The organism is Microbacterium sp. UNCCL10, from assembly GCF_000746195.1.
GTDB classification, from domain to species: Bacteria; Actinomycetota; Actinomycetes; order Actinomycetales; family Microbacteriaceae; genus Microbacterium; species Microbacterium saccharophilum.
This window is the reverse complement of the sequence record NZ_JQKT01000007.1, coordinates 653,464-671,198: the sequence shown is the minus strand read 5'-3', so window position 1 is coordinate 671,198 and position 17,735 is coordinate 653,464. Positions and strand designations below refer to the sequence as shown.

At 70.7% G+C, this 17,735-nt stretch carries 14 protein-coding genes and 2 riboswitches; of the genes, 2 read left to right on the top strand and 12 right to left on the bottom strand.

What is annotated here, in order from left to right; genetic code table 11:
- Positions 1 to 13 precede the first annotated feature (13 nt).
- The 4 genes from BR85_RS03375 to BR85_RS03360 all read right to left on the bottom strand — a co-directional run bounded on the left by BR85_RS03375 (position 14) and on the right by BR85_RS03360 (position 4,856).
- Entirely contained in the window at positions 14 to 328 is a 315-nt protein-coding gene (locus BR85_RS03375) for an AzlD domain-containing protein (protein WP_028495252.1), read from the bottom strand.
- Positions 325 to 1,062 (bottom strand): AzlC family ABC transporter permease, encoded by a 738-nt coding sequence (locus tag BR85_RS03370; RefSeq protein WP_028495251.1) that lies wholly within the window; start codon positions 1,060 to 1,062, stop codon positions 325 to 327. Before BR85_RS03370 ends, BR85_RS03375 begins: the two co-directional genes overlap by 4 nt.
- Before the next feature lie 6 nt (positions 1,063 to 1,068).
- Entirely contained in the window at positions 1,069 to 2,982 is a 1,914-nt protein-coding gene (typA, locus tag BR85_RS03365) for a translational GTPase TypA (protein WP_028495250.1), read from the bottom strand.
- Between the two features lie 83 nt (positions 2,983 to 3,065).
- Positions 3,066 to 4,856 carry an ABC transporter ATP-binding protein gene (locus BR85_RS03360; RefSeq protein WP_081782648.1) on the bottom strand — a complete coding sequence of 597 codons (1,791 nt, stop codon included), beginning with the start codon at positions 4,854 to 4,856 and terminating at the stop codon, positions 3,066 to 3,068.
- A 44-nt stretch (positions 4,857 to 4,900) separates the two neighbouring features.
- Between BR85_RS03360 and BR85_RS14830 the strand changes: the two genes are divergently transcribed.
- Complete coding sequence (locus tag BR85_RS14830; protein ID WP_028495249.1) at positions 4,901 to 5,536, top strand: hypothetical protein; 636 nt, start codon at positions 4,901 to 4,903, stop codon at positions 5,534 to 5,536.
- Positions 5,537 to 5,538: 2 nt separating this feature from the next.
- Here BR85_RS14830 and BR85_RS03350 read toward each other — a convergent pair whose 3' ends face one another.
- The 3 genes from BR85_RS03350 to BR85_RS03340 all read right to left on the bottom strand — a co-directional run bounded on the left by BR85_RS03350 (position 5,539) and on the right by BR85_RS03340 (position 10,150).
- Complete coding sequence (locus tag BR85_RS03350) at positions 5,539 to 6,630, bottom strand: ABC transporter permease (protein ID WP_081782647.1); 1,092 nt, start codon at positions 6,628 to 6,630, stop codon at positions 5,539 to 5,541.
- A gap of 1 nt (position 6,631) precedes the next feature.
- Positions 6,632 to 8,158, bottom strand: a complete 1,527-nt coding sequence (locus tag BR85_RS03345) for an ABC transporter permease (protein WP_028495248.1) — start codon at positions 8,156 to 8,158, stop codon at positions 6,632 to 6,634.
- Positions 8,159 to 8,308: 150 nt separating this feature from the next.
- The gene (locus BR85_RS03340; protein WP_028495247.1) at positions 8,309 to 10,150 is read right to left on the bottom strand and encodes an ABC transporter family substrate-binding protein; all 1,842 of its coding nucleotides are present in this window, start codon (positions 10,148 to 10,150) and stop codon (positions 8,309 to 8,311) included.
- Between the two features lie 147 nt (positions 10,151 to 10,297).
- Here BR85_RS03340 and BR85_RS03335 point away from each other — a divergent pair, with 147 nt between their 5' ends.
- Positions 10,298 to 11,146, top strand: a complete 849-nt coding sequence (locus BR85_RS03335) for a CPBP family intramembrane glutamic endopeptidase (protein ID WP_028495246.1) — start codon at positions 10,298 to 10,300, stop codon at positions 11,144 to 11,146.
- Here the strand turns inward: BR85_RS03335 and BR85_RS03330 are convergent.
- The 5 genes from BR85_RS03330 to BR85_RS03310 form a co-directional block, all read right to left on the bottom strand.
- Entirely contained in the window at positions 11,135 to 11,797 is a 663-nt protein-coding gene (locus BR85_RS03330) for a GntR family transcriptional regulator (RefSeq protein WP_028495245.1), read from the bottom strand. The genes BR85_RS03335 and BR85_RS03330 overlap by 12 nt on opposite strands.
- A 53-nt stretch (positions 11,798 to 11,850) precedes the next feature.
- A complete protein-coding gene (gcvP, locus tag BR85_RS03325) occupies positions 11,851 to 14,652 on the bottom strand; it encodes an aminomethyl-transferring glycine dehydrogenase (protein WP_231478606.1) in 2,802 nt (933 codons plus the stop codon).
- Positions 14,653 to 14,705: 53 nt separating this feature from the next.
- Positions 14,706 to 15,089 carry a glycine cleavage system protein GcvH gene (gene gcvH, locus BR85_RS03320; protein ID WP_028495243.1) on the bottom strand — a complete coding sequence of 128 codons (384 nt, stop codon included), beginning with the start codon at positions 15,087 to 15,089 and terminating at the stop codon, positions 14,706 to 14,708.
- Positions 15,086 to 16,201: a glycine cleavage system aminomethyltransferase GcvT gene (gcvT, locus tag BR85_RS03315; protein ID WP_028495242.1), complete on the bottom strand. Its 1,116-nt coding sequence runs from the start codon at positions 16,199 to 16,201 to the stop codon at positions 15,086 to 15,088. Before gcvT ends, gcvH begins: the two co-directional genes overlap by 4 nt.
- A 46-nt stretch (positions 16,202 to 16,247) precedes the next feature.
- A riboswitch (glycine riboswitch) is annotated at positions 16,248 to 16,341 on the bottom strand.
- A riboswitch (glycine riboswitch) is annotated at positions 16,342 to 16,444 on the bottom strand. It lies immediately after the preceding riboswitch.
- A 41-nt stretch (positions 16,445 to 16,485) separates the two neighbouring features.
- Positions 16,486 to 17,664, bottom strand: coding sequence for a MarP family serine protease (locus tag BR85_RS03310; protein WP_036272193.1), 1,179 nt, complete (start codon positions 17,662 to 17,664; stop codon positions 16,486 to 16,488).
- Positions 17,665 to 17,735 lie beyond the last annotated feature (71 nt).

Below are 17,735 nucleotides of genomic sequence, written 5' to 3'. Positions count from 1 at the left end.
GTCTAGGCGGCGCTCAGGCCGCCCATCCCCACAGCCGCAGGAGCGCCGCGACGACGGCGGCGGCGATCACGACGACGAGGAAGGGCGCCCGCAGCAGGAGGAGGCCCGCCGCGGCCAGCAGGGCAGGGACCCGCGCGTCGACGACGACGTCCTGACCGGCGCCGAGGGTCTGGACGGCCACGAGGGCCGCGAGGAGGGCGACGGTGAGCAGGTCGGTGATGCGCGACGGCGTCGGCGCCTCGAACCAGCGGGGCGGGATGAGGTAGCCGAGCGTCTTGAGGGCGACGCACACGATGGACGCCACGAGGACGGCGTTCCAGAGGGTCACGGCAGCCCCTCCCGCTCCGGGACGTCGTCCGGCTCGGCGCCGGGCGGCTCCCCCGCTCCCAGCCAGTTCGTCCAGCCGACGACGACGGCGACGACGGCGGCGAGGAGGACCGGCAGCCCGGGCATCAGCACGGGCGTCACGGCCGTCGCGACGACGGCCGCGGCGACCCCGACGGCGATCGCCTGCCGGCGTCGGAGGCGCGGCCAGAGCAGCGCAAGGAAGGCCGCCGCGGCGGCGGCATCCAATCCGTACGCGCGCACATCGCCCAGCACGTCGCCGAGGAGGGCGCCGGCGAGGGTCGAGAGGTTCCAGCCGAGGTAGATCCCGATGCCGGTGACCCAGAACCCGATCCGCCGGGCGGGGAGCGAGGCCTGCGCGAGGGAGACCGCCGTGGACTCGTCGATCGTGAACTGCGCCGCGGCCGCGCGCCGCCAGAAGCCCTCCCCGACGACCGGCGACATCCGCAGCCCGTAGGCGATGTTGCGGGCCCCCAGGAGACCCGCCGACGCGATCGCGGCGGGCGCGGCGGCGAGGCCGCCCGCGCCGATGACGCCGACGAAGGCGAACTGCGACCCTCCCGTGAACATGAGGAGGCTCAGGACGCAGGTCTGCCAGACATCGAGTCCGGATGCCACCGCGAGCGCGCCGAAGGACACGCCGTACGCGCTCGTGGCGAGTGCCACGCCGAGACCGTCACGCCAGGCGCGGCGTGCCTCGTCGCGTTCGGCCGGCATCCCCGATCAGGCGTTCGCGTCCTGGCGCTTCAGCCGCGCCGTGGCGCGGCCGCGGGCGGTCGCGTCGAGCTCGACCTTGCGGATGCGCACGATCTCCGGGGTCACCTCGACGCACTCGTCGTCGCGGGCGAACTCGAGGCTCTCCTCGAGGGACAGCTGCCGCGGGGGCGTCATCGACTCGAAGGAGTCCGAGGTGGAAGAGCGCATGTTGGTGAGCTTCTTCTCCTTCGTGATGTTGACGTCCATGTCGTCGGCGCGGGAGTTCTCGCCGATGACCATGCCCTCGTAGACCTCCTGCGTGGGCTGCACGAAGAACGACATGCGCTCCTGCAGCGCGATGATCGCGAACGGGGTGACGACGCCGCTGCGGTCGGCGACGATCGAGCCGTTCTGGCGCGTCACGATCTGACCTGCCCACGGCTCGTAGCCGTGCGAGATGGCGTTGGCGATGCCGGTGCCGCGCGTGGTCGTGAGGAACTCCGTGCGGAAGCCGATGAGGCCGCGGGAGGGGACGACGAACTCCATGCGCACCCAGCCGGTGCCGTGGTTCGTCATGTTCTCCATGCGGCCCTTGCGGGCGGCGAGCAGCTGCGTGATGGCGCCGAGGTACTCCTCGGGCGCGTCGATCGTGAGGTGCTCGAACGGCTCGTAGGTCTTGCCGTCGACCTTCTTCGTGACCACCTGCGGCTTGCCGACGGTGAGCTCGAAGCCCTCGCGGCGCATGTTCTCGACGAGGATCGCGAGGGCGAGCTCGCCGCGGCCCTGCACCTCCCACGCGTCCGGACGGCCGATGTCGACGACCTTGAGCGAGACGTTGCCGATGAGCTCCCGGTCGAGGCGGTCCTTCACCATGCGCGCCGTGAGCTTGTGGCCCTTCACCTTCCCGACGAGCGGGGAGGTGTTCGTCCCGATCGTCATGGAGATGGCGGGGTCGTCGACCGTGATGGCCGGGAGGGGACGGATGTCGTCGGGGTCGGCGATGGTCTCGCCGATCGTGATGTCCTCGAAGCCGGCGATCGCGACGATGTCGCCGGGGCCGGCGCTCTCCGCCGGGTAGCGGTCCAGGGCACGGGTCTTCAGCAGCTCCGTGATCCGGGCGTTGCTGGTCGTGCCGTCCGAGCGCACCCAGGCGACGGTCTGGCCCTTCTTGAGGGTGCCGTTGAAGACGCGCAGCAGCGCGAGGCGGCCGAGGAACGGCGAGGAGTCGAGGTTCGTGACCCACGCCTGCAGCGGCGCCTCGTCGTCGTACGCGGGAGCCGGCACGTGCTGGAGGATCGCCTCGAACAGCGGCTCGAGGTCGCCGTTGTCGGGCAGCTCGCCGTTGGCGGGGCGGTTGCGCGATGCGGCGCCGGCGCGGCCCGACGCGTACACGACGGGCACGTCGAGCAGCGCGTCGACGTCGAGGTCGGGCACGTCGTCGACGAGGTCGGACGCGAGGCCCAGCAGCAGGTCGTGCGCCTCCTCCTCGACCTCGGCGATGCGGGCGTCGGGGCGGTCGGTCTTGTTGACCAGCAGGATGACGGGGAGCTTCGCCTCGAGGGCCTTGCGCAGCACGAAGCGGGTCTGCGGCAGCGGACCCTCGCTCGCGTCGACGAGCAGCACGACGCCGTCGACCATGGACAGGCCGCGCTCGACCTCGCCGCCGAAGTCGGCGTGACCGGGCGTGTCGATCACGTTGATCGTGACGGGGCCGTCGGTCGCGTGGAGGCCGGAGTAGGTGATCGCCGTGTTCTTGGCGAGGATCGTGATGCCCTTTTCGCGCTCGAGGTCGTTGGAGTCCATGGCGCGCTCCTCCATGTGCTCGTGCGAGCCGAAGGAGCCCGTCTGGCGCAGCATGGCGTCGACGAGGGTCGTCTTGCCGTGGTCGACGTGCGCGACGATTGCGACGTTGCGGAGGTCCGGACGGAGGGCATGCGCCATGAAGATGTTCCTAAGCAGAATGGGGGTGCGCCGGGATGCCGACGTTCCATTCTACTCGGCGATGCTGAATCCGCCGTCAGCGACTACGCGTGCGGCAGCTCCGGCGGCAGACCGGGCTCTCCCGACACGCCGCCGGCGACGGGCCGCGAGGGCGTCTCGTCGTCGTCGACCTGCACCCCGGAGGCCTTCAGCTCGTCCAGCACGCGGCGCCGCTCCTCGCGGCGCACGGCCTGCTCGGTCGGGTCCGGGACCGGGATCGCCGCGATGAGGCGCTTCGTGTACGCCTGCTGCGGGTTCCGGAGGATCTGGTCGGGCGTCCCCTCCTCGACGAGCTTGCCGTGGTTCATCACCACGATGCGGTCGGCCAGGCGGTCGACGACGGCGAGGTCGTGGCTGACGAACAGGCAAGCGAAGCCGAGTTCGGCCTGGATCTCCTCGAGGAGGTCGAGCACGCGCGCCTGCACCGACACGTCGAGCGCGCTCGTGGGCTCGTCGGCGATGAGCAGGTTCGGCTTGAGCGCGAGCGCCCGGGCGATGCCGATGCGCTGACGCTGGCCGCCGGACAGCTCGTGCGGGTAGCGGTTGCGGAAGGAGCGGGGCAGCTCGACCTGGTCGAGCAGCTCCTCCACCCGGACGCCGATCTCCTTGTCGGTGAAGTCCCCGAGGAGCTTCAGCGGCTCGCCGATGGACTCCCCGACGGGCCAGCGCGGGTTCAGCGACGAGCCCGGGTCCTGGAAGACGATGCCGATGTTCTTGCGGAGCTCGCGGAGGTCGCCGGGCTTGATGCCCACCATCTCCACGCCCTCGACCTTCGCCGAACCCTCCTTGAAGGGCAGCAGGCCGATGGCGCCGCGGGCGACCGTGGTCTTCCCGGAGCCCGACTCCCCCACGAGGCCGACGATCTCGCCGGGGTGGATGGAGAAGCTGACCTGGTCGACCGCGCGGAAGGCGGGGACGCGGCGGCGGCCCGGGTACTCGATGACCGCGTCGCGCAGCTCGAGGACGGGGGTGCCGGCGCGGACCGTCTTGCCCTCGCTCGTGTAGCCCAGGCGCGGGACCGCGGCGAGCAGCTCCTGCGTGTACGGGTGCTCGGGCTCGTCGAAGATCTTGTGCACGGTGCCGCGCTCGACGACGTCGCCGGTGCGCATGACGATGACGTTGTCGGCGAGGTCGGCGACGACGCCGAGGTCGTGCGTGATGATCACGATGGCGCTGTTGAGGCGCTTGTGGAGGTTGCGCAGCAGCTCGAGGATCTCCGCCTGGATCGTGACGTCGAGCGCCGTCGTCGGCTCGTCCGCGATGAGCAGGTCGGGGTCGCACGAGATGGCCTGCGCGATCATGGCGCGCTGGCGCTGACCGCCGGAGAGCTGGTGCGGGAAGGAGTCGAACGCCTTCTGCGGGTCGGGCATCTCCACGAGGCGCAGGAGCTCGAGCGCGCGCTCCTTCGCCTGGTGCGGCGGCATGTGGCTGTGCACGCGGATCGACTCGACGATCTGGAACCCGATCCGGTACACGGGGTTCAGCGCCGTCATGGGCTCCTGGAAGATGACGGCGATCTTGTTGCCGCGCACCTTCCGGAGGTTCTCCGTGGGGGCGTTGAGGATCTCGAGACCGTTGAGCTTGACGCTGCCGCGCGAGCGGGAGTTCGGCGGAAGCAGTCCCAGGAGGGACATGCTGCTGACCGACTTGCCGGAGCCGGACTCGCCGACGATGGCGAGCACCTCGCCGGGGTGCACGACGTAGTCCATGTCGCGGACCGCATTGACCCATTCGCCGTTGACCCAGAAGTCGACCGCGAGGCCGGAGACCTCGATGATCGGCGCATCCTTCTCCGTGGAGTGCGCGAGCTCGTCAGTGATGTCGACCGTGCTCATACCGAGGCACCGTCCTCTCCCGTGGGTCGTGAAAGCATGAAGTCATGAGTGTGCAGCAGCCGGCCGAGCCCATCGTCTTCCGATCGATGTTCGGCATCGTGCTGACGGTGGTGATGTGGGCGATCGCCGCCGCGGGGATCGTCGCCTCGGTGCTCACCGGCGCGGGTGCGGTCCCTGTCGCCCTGCTGGGCGCGCTGGCCTGGTTCGTGTGGCTCGCCTACTGGCGGCCGTGCGTCGTGACCGATGCGCGCGGCGTGGTCCTGCGGAACCTGCTGAGCGACGTGGACATCCCGTTCGATGCGATCGAGGACGTCGACACGCGTTACTCGCTGCAGGTGCGCGCCGAGGGCCGCGTCTGGTCGGCGTGGGGCGCACCCGCGCCGGGCGGCGCGTCCGCCATCCGCTCCGGCACGCGGCGTCCGCGCGCCGGCGACCACGAGTCGTGGCGCGACACTCCCCGCGCGGTGCGCGAGGCCGGGTCGGCTCGCCCCGGCGACGCCGTGACGACCGCCTCCGGCGCGCCCGCGACGGTGATCCGCCGGGAGCTGGAGCGTCGCGAGCGCCACGGCATCCGCCGCGACGAGACCGCGCGCGTCACGGTGACGCGGCATCCCGTTCTGACGGCCGTCAGCGCCGTCGTGCTGCTGCTCGCCGCCGCCGCGGTGCTGCTGGGCGGCTGACACTAGCCCCGCCCCTTCGCACCGAGCACGGGCTCCGCCGCGCCGGCGTCCGGCTCGACGGTCTCCGCGTCGCGGCGGAAGACCTTGTCGAAGACCTGGCGGTACGGGCCCTTCTTCCCGGGCATGCGGCGCTGGCGCGGGTCGAACGCGTCGCGGAGGCCGTCGCCGATGAAGTTGACGCACAGCGCGATCGCGATGATGAACAGACCCGGCCACCAGAACAGCCACGGCCGCGAGGCGAAGGCGCCCTGGTACTGGTTGAGGATCTGGCCGAGCGACACGTCGGGGCTCTTCACTCCGACGCCGAGGAAGCTCAGGGCCGCCTCGGTGAGGATGGCGCCGGACATGAGCAGCGAGATGGCGACGATCACGACGCCCATGGCGTTGGGCAGGATGTGCTTGAACAGGATGTGCGTGTTCGCGGCGCCGGCGACCCGGGCCGCGTCGACGAACTCGCGCTCGCGGAGCGAGAGGAACTCGCCGCGGACGAGTCGCGCGAGCGCCGTCCAGCCGAACAGGCCCAGCGCGATCGCGAGGACGGGGGCGCCGAACTCACCCGTGGCGCGGCCGATGACGGCGGCGAGGATGAGGAACGGGACGATGATGATGATGTCGGTGAAACGCATCAGGACCGCGTCGACCCAACCCCGGTAGAAGCCGGCGACGGCGCCGATGACGATGCCGAGGACGCCGGCGACGAGCCCGTACAGGAGCATCACGATGATGGACTGTTGCGCCCCGCGCATGACGAGCGCGAAGATGTCGCGGCCGATCTCATCCTGACCGAACGGGAACGCGCCGAAGTCGAACGGGAGCACCCAGGTCGGGGCGCCGCCCGGCAGGGCGACGTCGAAGCGGTCGAGGTAGGTGTGCGGGTACCAGCCCGGGATCTTCAGGCCGAAGATGTCGAATCCGACGGAGGAGTAGATGAGGATCGCCATGAGGCCGAGCGCGACCATCGCGGACAGCGCGCCGCGGTGCCGGAAGAAGCGGCGGCGGACGATCGTGCCCTGGCTGAGGCCTTCGACCTCGCGCTGCTCGATCGTCAGGACCTCGTTGATCGAGGACGTGGGAGTCGGTTCTTTGCGTGCCATGTCAGTTCACCCGGATCCGGGGGTCGAGCGCCGAGTACGTGAGGTCGGCGATGAGGTTGAAGACGATCGTCACGATGCTCGTGATGAGGAAGATCGCCATCACGGTGTTGAGGTCGACCTGGAGGATCGCCTGCACGAACATGCGTCCGACGCCGTTCCAGCCGAACACCGTCTCCGTGATCGCCGCGCCGCCGATGATGCCGCCGATCTCGAACGCGATGAGCGTCGTGATCGGGATCATGGCGTTGCGGAAGGCGTGCCGCATGATGACGGTGCGCTCGCTCAGGCCCTTCGCCCGCGCCGTGCGCACGTAGTCCTGGTTCATGACCTCCAGGAGGCTCGCGCGGGAGTAGCGGCTCCACGCGGCCAGCGACAGCAGCATGAGCGCGAGGGTCGGCAGCAGGAGGTGCGTGAACTGGTCGAGCGTCTGGATCCAGACCGACCCCTTGAGGTTCGGGGTCGAGGCCCCGATCGTCGCGATCGGACGCCCCTTGGTGAGCGAGACGTAGTCCGGCCAGTACTGCATGATCCGGTCGACGAGGATCAGGATCGACGACACGACCGCCGTGATGATGCCCGCACGGACCGACGACGCGCGTTCGTCGCCGCCGAAGATGTAGGCCGCGCCGATCGCGATGCCGATCATGACGGCGAACACGATGAGCCACGACAGGTAGTTCGGGACGTAGAAGAAGAGGTAGTTGAAGGGGAACCACAGCGCGGCGCCGGCCACCGCGACGGTCAGCGCCGTGTAGATCACCTTGCGGTTGGAGAAGCCGGCCGTCACGAACACGACGGCGAACGCGGCCGCGACGCCGATCAGCAGGATGCCGAGGATGCCGAGCTGCGGCGTGTCGAGCCAGCCGGTGTACAGGACGAAGAACAGGCCGGCACCGACGACGAGGGTCGCGACGCCGAAGTTGAGGAAGTACTTCCGCGCCGCCCCGCCGACGATGCTCGCCCAGACGAATCCGAGCACCACCGCCGCTATGACCACGACCCATGGCGCGAGGACGGGATCTGCGAGGAAGTTGTTGAAGCCGATGGCGACGTACATCTTCAGCAGCTGCGCGACCCAGAAGACCGGGAGGGAGAAGAAGAGGAACGCGACGAAGGTGACCGAGTAGTCGAAGCCGCTGTACTGCCGCAGGGCCGTGGCCATGCCGATCGAGATGCCCAGCAGGATCGCGAGCACCGTTGCCGCGGTCACGAGCTGGACGGTCTGGCCGATGCCGATGCCGACCTGGGCGGCCACTTCCTGGCCCTTGATGTTGAATCCGAGGTCGATGTCACCGATGAACATCTTCAGGACGCCGCCCAGCCAGATGAAGTAGCGGAGCGGGGGTGGCACGTCGAGGTTGAGCTGCGAGATCTTCGCCGCGATGAGCGCGTCACGGTTCGGCGCGGTGGACTGGCGCAGGTCCTCGAGGGGGTCGCCGGCGTAGGCGGCGAGGATGTAGATGAGATAGCTCGCCGCGAAGACGATGAGCACCGCTGCGATGAGGCGGCGGACGATGTAGCTGAACACGTTCGAGTGGTTCCCTCTCTCGTGAGCCCGGGTGAAGGCCCAACGTAAGACATTACGGCACCGGTTCGCGATGCCTCATGCCCAGGGGAAGGGGGCGCCGGCGTGCCGGCGCCCCCTCCTGTACGGGTTTTACCTGATGGTCCTCAGGATTTACTCCGCTGCGGCGTCCGCCGGAGCCCACTCCCAGAAGTTCCAGAAGTAGGTCGGGCTCAGGAAGCCGGGAACCACGCCGGTCGTGTCTTCGCTCCAGGCGGTGATGCCGGGGAACTGGAAGATCGGAACCGACCAGGCCTGCTCGCCGATGATGCGCTCGGCCTCGGCCTGGAGCTTCACCTGCTCGTCCACGTCCGCCGTGCCGGCGAGCTCGTCGAAGATGTCGTCGAGCTCGGGGACCGACCAGCCGTAGTAGTTGTTCAGGCCACCGGTCTGGTAGTTCGCCGCCGACTCGCCCACGGCGGTCGAGGTGGACTGCCAGCCGAACAGGGCTGCGTCGTACTCGCTCGTCGCGGTGCCGAGCGCCGTGCCCCAGTCCTGACGCGACGCGTCGACGAGCGTGAAGCCCGCTGCCTCGGCGTACGGCTGGATGAGCAGGAACTCCTGCTTGCGGCGCTCGTTGGTGTTCGAGAACAGCAGACGGACGGTCGGGTTGGTGGCGCCGGCCTCAGCCAGCAGCGCCTTCGCGCCGTCGACGTCGGGCTCGGTCATCTCCGGGTAGCCGTTGACCTCGGCAGCGGCCTCCGCACCGGGCGTGCCCGGGAGGAAGATCTGCGAGTTGCGCAGCTCGGCGTCCGGCTGCAGCGGCTGGATGAGCTTCTCGAGGATCTCCTGGCGGGGGATGATCGAGAGGAACGCCTGACGGACCTTGAGGGCCTTCTCAGCGTCGCCGCCGTAGGTGGCCGGGTCGAACGGGCCGCCGTTGGTGACCTGGAGGTCGACGTGCTCGTAGGTGCCCTCCGGGGAGCCTTCGTACTCGACGCCGGGGACGCCGGCCTCGAGCAGGCTGGCGATGTCAGCGGTGGGCTGGCCGGACGCGATCGAGATCTCGCCGTTCTCCAGCGCCGTGATCTGCGCCTGCATGTCGGGGATGACACGGACCGTGATGGTTTCGTACTTCGGCGACGGGCCCCACGTGTAGTCGGGGTTCGCCTCGAGGGTCGTGTAACCGTCCGTCGCGTTGATCTCGGTGATCATGTACGGGCCGTTGCCGAGGAGCTGCAGCGGGTTCTCCGGCGTGCCGGAGGAGAACTTGTAGTCCTGGTTGTACGACTTCGAGACCGGCGCGAGCCACTCGAGGTCCTTGTCCTGGATGGCCTTGACGAGGTCGTCCTTGGCCTTCTCCTCGTCGCCCTCCTTGTACTCGTCCGGGTACGCGAGCATGACGGTGCCGTGCGCGGCGACCTCGGCGCCGGTGAGGGCGAGCTCCCAGTCGACGTAGAACTCGTCGTAGGTCATCGTGATCGAGCGGCCGTCGTCGCCGATCTCCGGGGTCTCCGAGACGAGGTCGAGGCCGTAGTCCTCGGACGCGCCCGTGTTCCAGAACGTGCCGCTCTGGCCGGTGAGCTCACCGGTCTCCTCGTCGACGGTGCCTTCGCCGTCCTGGAGGTGGGTCGTGTTGGCGGCCCACTGCAGGAGGAGGTCGGCGGCGTCGACGGGGGTGCCGTCGGTCCACTTCACGCCGTCGTTGATCGTGTACTTGACCGTCAGCGGGTCTTCGGAGACGAGCTCGTACGTGCCGAACTCGGTGTCCTGCACCAGTTCGCTGTCGGCGTCGTAGTACGAGAAGCCCGACTTGGCCATGTAGTTGACGACGGCGTTCGACGTCGCGTTGGTGTCGGCGAGCCCGTCGTTCCATGCGTAATAGAAGTCGTTCCAGGCGACGGTGATGCTCGTCCCCTCGATGACCTCCGACTCGCGCGGCGGGGTGCAGCCGGAGAGCACGAGAGCTCCCACAGCCACAACGCCCACACCCGCGACCAGACGTGTGATCTTCACTCTGATTCCTCCTGTGCAGGGATATGTGTTCTCTGCGAAGGCCTGTGGCATTCGCTGAACACGGATGAGGAAACCATAGGCAAAGCGGCATCACTGATCAAAACCAAAGCGCAAAGCGTTACATGCTCTTTACTCAGCGTGCGCATGATGTGGCAATCTGACAACGTGCCCGCACCGCCGTCCGCCCCCGCCTGGCCCGTCGGTACCGGCCGGACGCGGCTGTGGTGGGAGATCGCGATCGTCCTCGCGCTCTCGATCGGGCGCTCGGCGGTCTACTCGGTCGTCGCGCTCGTCCAGGCCCTCACGCGCGACGTCGCCCTGGGCGATCAGCAGACCTCGCTGAACCCGGGGGCGAGCGCGCAGGAGTTCTGGGATGTGCTCTCCCAGTTCCTCAGCCAGCTCTTCGCGTTCGCGCCCATCGTGCTCGCCGTCTACCTGCTGTGGGAGCCCGGCGTCTCGGCGCTGCGCCGGATCGGGCTCGACTTCCGCATGTTCGGGCGCGATCTGGGGGCCGGCCTCCTGTTCGTCCTCGTGATCGGGGTGCCAGGGCTCGCGCTCTACGCGGCGGGTCGTGCGCTCGGGATCACGGTGCAGGTCAACGCGTCACCGCTCGACCCCTCGTGGTGGACCATCCCGCTGCTGCTGCTGGCCGCGCTCCGGGCGGGCCTCACGGAGGAGGTGATCCTCCTCGGCTACCTCTTCGATCGGCTGCGACGCCTCGGCTGGGGCACGTGGACGATCATCCTGTCCACGGCGGCGCTGCGCGGCGCCTACCACGCGTACCAAGGGTTCGGCTCGATCATCGGCAACGCCGCGATGGGCATCGTGTTCGGATGGGCCTACCAGCGCTGGGGCCGGGTCATGCCGCTGGTGATCGCACACGTCGTCATCGACGTCGTCGCCTTCGTGGGGTATCCCCTCGCCGCCGCGCTGCTGCCCGGCGTGTTCGCTCCGCCGGTCGGCCCCACACCGTCCCCGACGCCGTCATCCTCCTGAGCCCCCGCCGGGCACCGGCAGGCTGTGCCACGTTCGGAACACCAGCGCGGATGCCGCGTCGGCGTCACGGGCGGCGCACACCGCGATCAGCTGCTCGTGGCGCTCGAGCGACGTGAAGCGGTCCAGCGACAGGAAGCGCAGCACCTCGGCGCGGCGGAGGACCGGGCTGTACCGGTCGAGGACGGCGACGAGCGCGTCGTTGCCGGACGCCCGAACGAGCACGTCATGGAAGTCGTCGTCGGCGGCCACGGCCGCGACGGCGTCCTCCGCCGCGAGCGCCGCGCGGAACCGGGCGTTGGCGTCCCGCATCCGGTCGAGGTGCTCCTCCGACAGGGCGGGGACGGCGGTGCGGGCGGCGAGGGCATGCATCGCCGCGACGACGTCGCGGGCGTCGCGGACGGCGTCCTCCTCGAGTTCCGCGACGGCCGTCGACCGGCCGGGGCGCGCGACGACGAGCCCACTCTCGGCGAGACGCAGCAGCGCCTCCCGGACGGGCGTGCGGCTCACGCCGAGCCACTCCGCGAGGTCGCCGTCCTTGAGGTTCTCCCCCGGCGCGAAGGTGCCGTCGACGATCGCGTCCCGGAGGCGGGTGTGCACGTCGTCACGGAGGAGGGAGCGGCCGAGCGAGCCGGACGTCGCGGGGATGGGCATGCGATGTATTGCACACAGGATTCCGCGCCGCGTCAAACCCGCCGGCGCCGCGACTACGCGAAGGCCTCCGGCGGGGGGCAGGCGCAGACGAGGTTCCGGTCGCCGTACGCGTTGTCGATGCGGCGGACGGGCGGCCAGTACTTCGACCGCATCTGGGCCCGCACGGGGAAGACGGCGCGCTCGCGGCTGTACGGGTGGGCCCACTCCCCCACGACGACGGATTCCGCCGTGTGCGGGGCGTTCACGAGCGGGTTGTCATCCGCGGGCCACTCGCCGGCGGCGACGGCATCCGCTTCCGCGCGGATCGCGACCATCGCCTCGATGAACCGCTCGATCTCGCCGAGGTCCTCCGATTCGGTGGGCTCCACCATAAGCGTACCGGCGACCGGGAACGACATCGTCGGCGCGTGGAAGCCGTAGTCGATGAGCCGCTTCGCGACGTCGTCGACGGTGATGCCGGTCTGCTCCTTGAGCGGCCGGAGATCGAGGATGCACTCGTGCGCCACGAGCCCGCCCGCACCGGCGTACAGCACGGGGTAGTGCGCCTGCAGGCGGTGCGCGATGTGGTTGGCGGCGAGCACGGCGGCGCCGGTCGCGTCCCGCAGTCCGTCCGCCCCCATCATCCGCACGTACGCCCACGAGATCGGCAGGATGGATGCGGAGCCGTAAGGCGCCGCCGAGACGGGTCCGCCGTCGAAGACGAACCCGCCGGCGTGCTCGGCGCGCTGCGCGAGCGGGTGGCTCGGCAGGTACGGCGCGAGGTGCGCCTTGGCCGCGACGGGGCCGACGCCCGGGCCGCCGCCGCCGTGCGGGATCGCGAACGTCTTGTGCAGGTTGAGGTGCGACACGTCGCCGCCCAGGTCGCCGAAGCGCGCGAAGCCGAGGAGGGCGTTGAGGTTCGCGCCGTCGACGTAGACCTGGCCGCCGGCGTCGTGGACGGCGCCGGTGATCTCCCGCACGTCGTGCTCGTACACGCCGTGCGTGGACGGGTAGGTGATCATGAGCGCCGCGAGACGGTCCGCGTGCGCCGCGATCTTCGCGCGCAGGTCGGCGAGGTCGACGTTGCCCGCCTCGTCGCAGGCGACGACGACGACGCTCATGCCGGCCAGCACGGCCGACGCCGCGTTCGTGCCGTGCGCGGACGACGGGATGAGGCACACGTCCCGGTGCGCTTCGCCGCGTGCGTGATGGAAGCCGCGGATCGCGAGGAGTCCGGCGAGCTCGCCCTGCGAGCCGGCGTTGGGCTGCAGCGAGACGGCGTCGTAGCCGGTGACCTCGGCGAGCCAGGACTCGAGCTGCTCGATCATGACGAGGTAGCCCGCGACGTCCTCGGCGGGCGCGAACGGGTGCACGCGGGCGAACTCGGGCCACGACACCGCCGCCATCTCGGTGGCGGCGTTGAGCTTCATGGTGCAGGACCCGAGCGGGATCATGCCGCGGTCCAGCGCGTAGTCGCGGTCGGCGAGCTGCTTGAGATAGCGCATCATCGCCGTCTCGGAGCGGTGCGTGTTGAAGACGGGATGCGTGAGGTACTCGTCGTCGCGGCGCAGGTTCGCCGGCACGGCCGTCTCCGTGGCGACGGCGAACGCCCGCATGTCCTGGCCGTCGAACGCCTGCACAAGGGCGTGCAGCTCGTCGATCGTCGTCGTCTCGTCGACCGAGATGCCGACGGAGTCGCTGTCGCGGAACCACAGCTGGAAACCGCGGCCGCGGGCGAGCTCGACGAGCTCCCCCGCGCGTCCGGGCGCACGGACGACGACGGTGTCGAAGAAGTCGTCGTGCAGCACCTCGTGGCCCGCGGCGACGAGCCAGTCGCGCAGCAGGACCGCCTTGCCGGCGACGTCCTGCGCGATCGCGCGGAGCCCGTCCGGGCCGTGATACACGGCGTACATCGACGCCATGACGGCCAGCAGCACCTGCGCCGTGCAGATGTTGCTCGTGGCCTTCTCGCGGCGGATGTGCTGCTCGCGGGTCTGCAGCGACAGACGGTAGGCGGGGTGGCCTGCGGCGTCCTGCGAGACGCCGACGAGGCGGCCGGGCAGCTGGCGCTCGAGACCCGCACGGACGGCGAGGTAGCCGGCGTGCGGGCCACCGAAGCCCATCGGCACACCGAAGCGCTGCGTCGTGCCGACGGCGATGTCGGCGCCGAGCGATCCGGGCGAGCGCAGGAGCGTCAGTGCGAGCAGGTCCGCGGCGACCACGACGAGTCCGCCCTGCGCCTGCACGGCGGCGATGACCTCGGACGGGTCCCACACGCGCCCGGTGGCGCCGGGGTACTGCACGAACGCGCCGAACACGTCGATGTCCTCCGGCGGCGGCGACTGGTCGTACGCCGTCTCGTGCAGCCGGATGCCGAGGGCCGCCGCCCGGTGCGCGAGGAGGGCCTTCGTCTGCGGGAGCGCATCGGCGTCGACGAGGAAGACGTCCGAGCGCGACTTCGACGCCCGGCGGGCGAGCAGCATCCCCTCCACGACGGCCGTGGACTCGTCGAGCATCGACGCGCCCGCCGTCGCGAGACCGGTCAGGTCGGTGACCATGGTCTGGAAGTTGATGAGCGCCTCCAGGCGCCCCTGCGAGATCTCCGGCTGGTACGGCGTGTACGCGGTGTACCAGGAGGGGTTCTCCAGCACGTTCCGGGCGATCACCGACGGCGTGACGGTGTCGTAATAGCCCAGGCCGATGAGGCTGCGGGCGGGCCGGTTGAGCGCGGCGAGACCGCGGAGCTCGGCGAGCGCCTCGGCTTCGCTCGCCGCCGGCGGGATGACGCTGTCGCGCACGGGCGCGACGTGGATGGATGCCGGGACCGCGCGCTGCACGAGCGCGTCGAGGCTGTCGTACCCGAGACCGTCCAGCATCTGCCGCTGCGCGGCGGCGTCGGTGCCGATGTGCCGGGCGGTGAAGGGGACGGTCACTGATCGCCGCCCGTGAGCGCGACGTAGGCGGCGCGGTCCAGGAGGGCGTCGACGGCGGCCGCGTCGACCCTGACCTTGATGAGCCAGCCGGCCTCGTACGGCTCGGCGTTCACGAGCGACGGGTCGTCCACAGCGGCGTCGTTGATCTCCACGACCTCGCCGGACAGCGGCGCGTACAGCTCGCCGACGGACTTCGTCGACTCGATCTCGCCGCACACCGCGTCGGCGGTGACGTTCGTGCCGACGGCGGGCAGGTCGACGTAGACGACGTCGCCGAGCTTGTCGGCGGCGTAGTCGGTGATGCCGACGGTCGCGACGTCGCCGTCGACGGCGACCCACTCGTGCTCGGCGGTGTACTTCAGGGCGGTGAGATCGGTCATGTTGTCCTCCGGTAGAAGGGAAGGGCGGTCACGGTGGCGGGGATGGCGGTCCCCCGCACGTCGATGGTCAGTTCGGTGCCCGGCGCGCTGAGGCCCGGCGCGACGTAGGCCATCGCGATCGGGTGACCGAGCGTCGGGCTGAGGGCCCCGCTCGTGACCTCACCGACGACGGCGTCGGCGCTGCGGACCGGGTAGCCGGCACGGCCGGCGCGGCGGCCCTCGGAGACGAGGCCGACGAGGACGGGCGCGTCCTCGGGGAGCGGTGCGGCGAGGCCGCTCTGCCCGACGAAGGACTCCTTGCCGGCGGCGACGACGCGGCCGAGGCCGGCCTGTGCGGGGCGGACGTCGAGGGACAGCTCATGGCCGTACAACGGCATGCCGGCCTCGAGGCGGAGCGTGTCGCGGGAGGCGAGCCCGGCGGGGACGAGTCCGCGGTCGGCCCCGGCGGCGCGCAGCGCGTCCCAGAGCGCCACGGCGGCGGCCGCCGGGACGAGCAGCTCGAACCCGTCCTCGCCGGTGTAGCCGGTGCGGGCGACGAGCAGCGGCTCGCCCTCGAACGTCGCGCGGACGGCGGCGTAGTACGGCAGGTCGGCCAGCGGCGACTCCCACCCCTCGATCCCCGCCGTGGCCTCCACGACCGAGCGGGCGAGCGGACCCTGCACGGCGAGGAGGGCGAAGCTGTCGCTCGCGTCCTCGACCGCGACGCTTCCGGCGAACGCCTGCGCCCGCTCGGCGAGCGCCGCGGCGACGGGCTCGCGGTTGCCGGCGTTGGCGATGACGAGGTACCAGCCCTCGTCGAGGCGGTAGACGATGACGTCGTCGAGGATGCCGCCGGATTCGGCGAGGACGAGGCTGTACTTCGCCTTGCCGAGGGCGAGGGTGGACAGCCGTCCGGCGAGCGCGTAGTCCAGGAACGCTCCGGCGTCGGGGCCTTCGACGATGAACTCGGCCATGTGCGAGATGTCGAAGAGGCCCGCGGCGGTGCGGACGGCGTGGTGCTCGGCGAGGTCGGAGGTGTACCGGACGGGCATCTCCCACCCGCCGAAGTCGGTGAAGGACGCGCCGAGCGCCTCGTGGCGCTCGCGGAGCGGTGTACTGCGGGGCGATGTCATGAGTTCTCCCGACGCGGACGGGCGGACGCCGGGATCGGCATCCGTGAACTCCCCCTCTGTCATGGGCCTGAGAGCTTCACCGGGCGCACAGGCCCGGCTTTCACCGTCGGCGGATTCGAAGAATCGCTTTTCAGAGCGGCCGGACGTGGGCGGTACGCGGACCTGAGAGATTGGCGGGGAGGCTTGCTCCTTCGGTGCCCGACCCGCGTGCGCGGCGGTGCGGGGCTCTCCCGCACACGTCATGCGGCCTGTCTTCAGTTACCTGCTCAGCATAGCGGCAGGGATCACCCCAGACACCGCCCCGTGGAGACGGCATCGTCCGCGCTCGAGACGCGGTCGAGGACCGGCAGCAGCTCGGCGTTCGTCATGGCGAATCCGCGTCCGCTGCCGTCGTCGCCGCGGGCGAAGACGACGCCGGCGACCTGACCGTCCGCCGTGAGGAGCGGGCCGCCGGAGTTGCCCGGCTGCACCGCGGCCTGGAGAGCGAAGATCTCGCGGGGGGTCGCGGACTCCTCGTAGATGTCGAGCACGGGGACGACGCCGGCGGAGAGGACGTGGGCGGGGGTGCTCGTGAACGGTCCGCCGAGCGGGTAGCCCTGCACGACGGCGGCAGACCCGGCCGCCAGCGTCTCGACGGTCGGAAGCGGCGCGGCGTCGAGCCCCTCCACGGCGAGGGCGGCGAGGTCGTCGACGGGGTCGAAGTAGACGACGCGCGCGTCGCGCGCGGCACCGCCGGGAAGCTGCACGAGCGGCGCGTCGACCCCCGCGACGACGTGCGCGTTCGTGATGACGAGCCCGTCCTCCGCGACGAACCCCGAGCCGGTGACGCTGACGCCGCACGCGTACGCGGTGCCGCTGATCCGCGCGACGGAGGCGGCGGCCGCCTGGAGCTCCGGGTCGTCGAGGGCGACCGCCGGCGCCGTGGGCGCGACGGTCGGGCCGATGAGCTCGGCCAGCTGCTCGCCGACCCGCGGGATGCCCTCGTCGATCACGAGGGAGCGCAGCTGCGCGACGGCCTGATCCACGGCCGGCGGCGTGATGCGGTCGATGAGGTCGAGCACGCGGGAGGAGGCGACCGCGGAGGAGAGGCCGGGGATGCCGGCCGCCGTCACCGACGCCGACACGAGCAGCAGCACGACGGTCGCCGCCAGCACGTTCAGCACGGCGCCGAGCCCGCGGTCGAGGATCCGCAGCTTCGACCGCTCCACGCCGCGACGCAGCGCCCGCCCGACGGCGGATCCCGCCACGCCGCCGAGCACCACGATGCCCACGGCCGCTGCGGCGAGGGCGGCGCCGCGCCACTCCGCGACCGGGATCACCCTGCCGAGGAGGGGCACCAGCAGGAGGGCCCCGACGGCGCCCGCGACGATTCCCGCGATCGTGCCGGCGGTGGCGACGAAGCCGCGCAGGATGCCGGCGAGCAGCGCCACGATCAGCACGAGCACGATGAGGATGTCGACCACGCCGCCAGCGTAGGGGGTGCACCTGATCGCGAGCTCTTCTTGCGCTTCGTGTCAGCGTGACTATAAGATGG

What these genes read in the sequence shown, in the direction of transcription:
- BR85_RS03370 (WP_028495251.1), bottom strand. Translation starts at nt 1,062, where the DNA reads ATGCCGGCCGAACGCGACGAGGCACGCCGCGCCTGGCGTGACGGTCTC.
- typA (WP_028495250.1), bottom strand. Translation starts at nt 2,982, where the DNA reads ATGGCGCATGCCCTCCGTCCGGACCTCCGCAACGTCGCAATCGTCGCG.
- BR85_RS03360 (WP_081782648.1), bottom strand. Translation starts at nt 4,856, where the DNA reads ATGAGCACGGTCGACATCACTGACGAGCTCGCGCACTCCACGGAGAAG.
- BR85_RS14830 (WP_028495249.1), top strand. Translation starts at nt 4,901, where the DNA reads ATGAGTGTGCAGCAGCCGGCCGAGCCCATCGTCTTCCGATCGATGTTC.
- BR85_RS03350 (WP_081782647.1), bottom strand. Translation starts at nt 6,630, where the DNA reads ATGGCACGCAAAGAACCGACTCCCACGTCCTCGATCAACGAGGTCCTG.
- BR85_RS03335 (WP_028495246.1), top strand. Translation starts at nt 10,298, where the DNA reads ATGTGGCAATCTGACAACGTGCCCGCACCGCCGTCCGCCCCCGCCTGG.
- BR85_RS03330 (WP_028495245.1), bottom strand. Translation starts at nt 11,797, where the DNA reads ATGCCCATCCCCGCGACGTCCGGCTCGCTCGGCCGCTCCCTCCTCCGT.
- gcvP (WP_231478606.1), bottom strand. Translation starts at nt 14,652, where the DNA reads ATGCTGGACGGTCTCGGGTACGACAGCCTCGACGCGCTCGTGCAGCGC.
- gcvH (WP_028495243.1), bottom strand. Translation starts at nt 15,089, where the DNA reads ATGACCGATCTCACCGCCCTGAAGTACACCGCCGAGCACGAGTGGGTC.
- gcvT (WP_028495242.1), bottom strand. Translation starts at nt 16,201, where the DNA reads ATGACATCGCCCCGCAGTACACCGCTCCGCGAGCGCCACGAGGCGCTC.